The organism is Clostridia bacterium, assembly GCA_014360065.1.
GTDB lineage: Bacteria > Bacillota > DSM-521 > Neomoorellales > JACIYF01 > JACIYF01.
The window spans coordinates 1-2,398 of sequence record JACIYF010000212.1 but is presented as its reverse complement, the minus strand read 5'-3'; the positions used below and the strand labels follow the sequence as shown (position 1 = coordinate 2,398).

Sequence of the window (2,398 nt, the reverse complement as noted above, 5' to 3'; positions counted from 1 at the left end):
CCTCGCCCTTCGGCGGGGTTCCCGGCCAATTCGACCTCCTGTCTCAAGAGGCCGGCCTCGGACGTCCTGTCCTCGGCCCCGCCTCCGGGCTCGGTCTCGCCGACGTCTCGCGAGGCTCGCCCAAAATCGCCTTGCGCCAGCATCCTCGGCATTTTCATGCTTCTTTCGGATGCACCCCCTGTTTCCGTCTCCAGACAACGTTATACATCAAGAAATGCTGGCTACGCTCTCTCGTTCGATCAAGGTGGGAAGGAAGCGGCGGGGGATCTTAGAGGTATCCCGGCCCTCCAAGTTGCCGATCAAGATGTCGGCAGCTGACCGCCCCATTTCGTAAACCGGTTGACGAATGGTAGTCAGAGGCGGATAAAGGTAGCGGGCTAAATAAATGTCGTCATATCCGACCACTGACATATCTTGGGGCACCTTGAGGCCCCAATCCCGAAGGGCGGCTAAGGTGCCGATGGCGGTGAGGTCATCGCCGGCAAAGATGGCGGTGAATTTTCGGCTCTTGGACCGCAACAGCTCCATGGTCACCTCCCAGCCTCGCTCTTCAGTGAAATCGCCCTCCATTACCAGATGCTGCTGGTAGGGGATTTGGGCTTCCTCCAGGGCCTGCCGGTAACCCCGCAACCGGTCGATGCCGTCCCGGGTGGATAGGGGGCCGGTAATGTGGGCAATCTCCCGGTGGCCGCGCTCAAGTAGATATTGGGTGGCAAGATATCCGCCGTACTGGTTGTCAAGGTAGACGGAGTTCTCCTCCATGCCTGGAACCAAACGTCCCACCACCACTACGGGAATGCCGGTACGGCTAAGCTGGCGCAAGTCATCGTCGGACATTCCTTCCGAATATAATATAAACCCATCTACCCGGGCGTTGAGCATGCTCACCAGCCGGTTCTCCCGTTCCCGGTCGCGCCGGCCGCTGGCTACCAACATTTGTAGCTCATAATTGTCGAGGACATCGTCGATGCCTCGCAACATGGGGCCATAAAAGGGGCTGTCGGTATCGGTTACTAGCACCCCGATGGTTTGGGAACGGTTGGTGACCAGACCGCGGGCAAATACGTTGGGTCGGTAGTTTAACTCCTCCACTGCCTTGAGGACTCGCTCCCGGAGGCGGCGGGAAACGGGGGCAGTATGGTTGAGGACGCGAGAGACCGTGGCTGGGGCTACTCCCGCCCTGGCTGCTACTTCGATAATACTGGGCTTCTTTCCTGTGGTCATTGGTTTCCGCCTTTCCTGTGCTATGAACAACCTCTTATCCCCGGCGTAGACTACGCCTTGGACGGTTCCTACTTTTCTGTATATGTGGGCAGCCCCTGTTGTTTGGTGGGCTGCGCTGCCTGGTAGCGGGCTAGGCCGCCTAGTGCCACTGGCATTAACCTGTTTAGAAAACGTTTTCTTACAAGAAAACGATTTCTAGTTTGCATTTCAAGTATTTGATCCCTTGACAGCTTGTTATGAAAAGGTTATCATTACAATCAGAATATAGCAATTGCAACTAGTTTTGTCAATAGAGAAAGGAGCCAACATAGAGAAAGAGCCATAGAGAAAGGAGCCAACCTTATGACTACCCCCCGGGTGAAGGATTTAATTCCCATACCTGCCTTGGAAGAATCTCGTCGCCTGTTGGTAGTGCAAGCCCATCCTGATGATGCTGATATTGGGGCTGGTGCTACCATTGCTAAGCTAGCTGCCAGCGGGGTCGATATTACGTTGTTGACGGTGACTGACGGTGGGGTTGGCTATCTCGATGCTTCAGTACCGCCTCAGGAAGTCGCCCGGATGCGCCACCGGGAGGCCCAGGAAGCTGCCCATACTTTGGGAATAACCAACCCACTATTGTGGTTGGATTTTCCCGATGGCGGTAGCCTCCCCCTATTCGAGGTCCGAGCTGGGATTACCAGGGCCATCCGCCAGACCAAGCCGGACACGGTCATGGTAATGGATCCTTGGCTCCTGTACGAGGCCCATTCCGACCACCGCTGTGTCGGCCTAGCTACGGCTGAAGCTTGCCTCTTGGCCAACTTTCCCCATTTCTGCCCCCAGGATTTGGAGGCAGGCATAGGGCCGCACCAAGTAAATGCAGTGGCCTTCTACGGCACTGCCCGTCCCAATACCTTTATTGACGTTACCGACACCTGGAATACCAAGATGGCGGCCATCATGAAACATGAAAGCCAGTTTCCAGAGGAGAGCCGGGAGATCTTCACCGCTTACCTGACTGCTAAGGCCCGGGAGTTGGCCGAAGGCCGCGGGTTTGAGCTGGCGGAAGCGTTTAAGGTAGTCACCCATATCCACCTCCACTTTAATGTGGATACCGAGCAGTATTAGCCGTACTACGAAAAATTTACTACCCCTGCTTTCCCAAGCTAGAGGGCGGGCAGCCTGCGGCTGC

At 56.0% G+C, this 2,398-nt stretch carries 2 protein-coding genes; one reads left to right on the top strand and one right to left on the bottom strand.

The window, feature by feature from the left end:
• Nucleotides 1-207: 207 nt before the first annotated feature.
• On the bottom strand, nucleotides 208-1,224 hold the full coding sequence (locus tag H5U02_15115) for a LacI family DNA-binding transcriptional regulator (protein MBC7343750.1): 1,017 nt from the start codon (nucleotides 1,222-1,224) through the stop codon (nucleotides 208-210).
• Between the two features lie 342 nt (nucleotides 1,225-1,566).
• Here H5U02_15115 and H5U02_15110 point away from each other — a divergent pair, with 342 nt between their 5' ends.
• Nucleotides 1,567-2,334 (top strand): PIG-L family deacetylase, encoded by a 768-nt coding sequence (locus tag H5U02_15110; GenBank protein ID MBC7343749.1) that lies wholly within the window; start codon nucleotides 1,567-1,569, stop codon nucleotides 2,332-2,334.
• The last annotated feature ends 64 nt before the right edge of the window (nucleotides 2,335-2,398 follow it).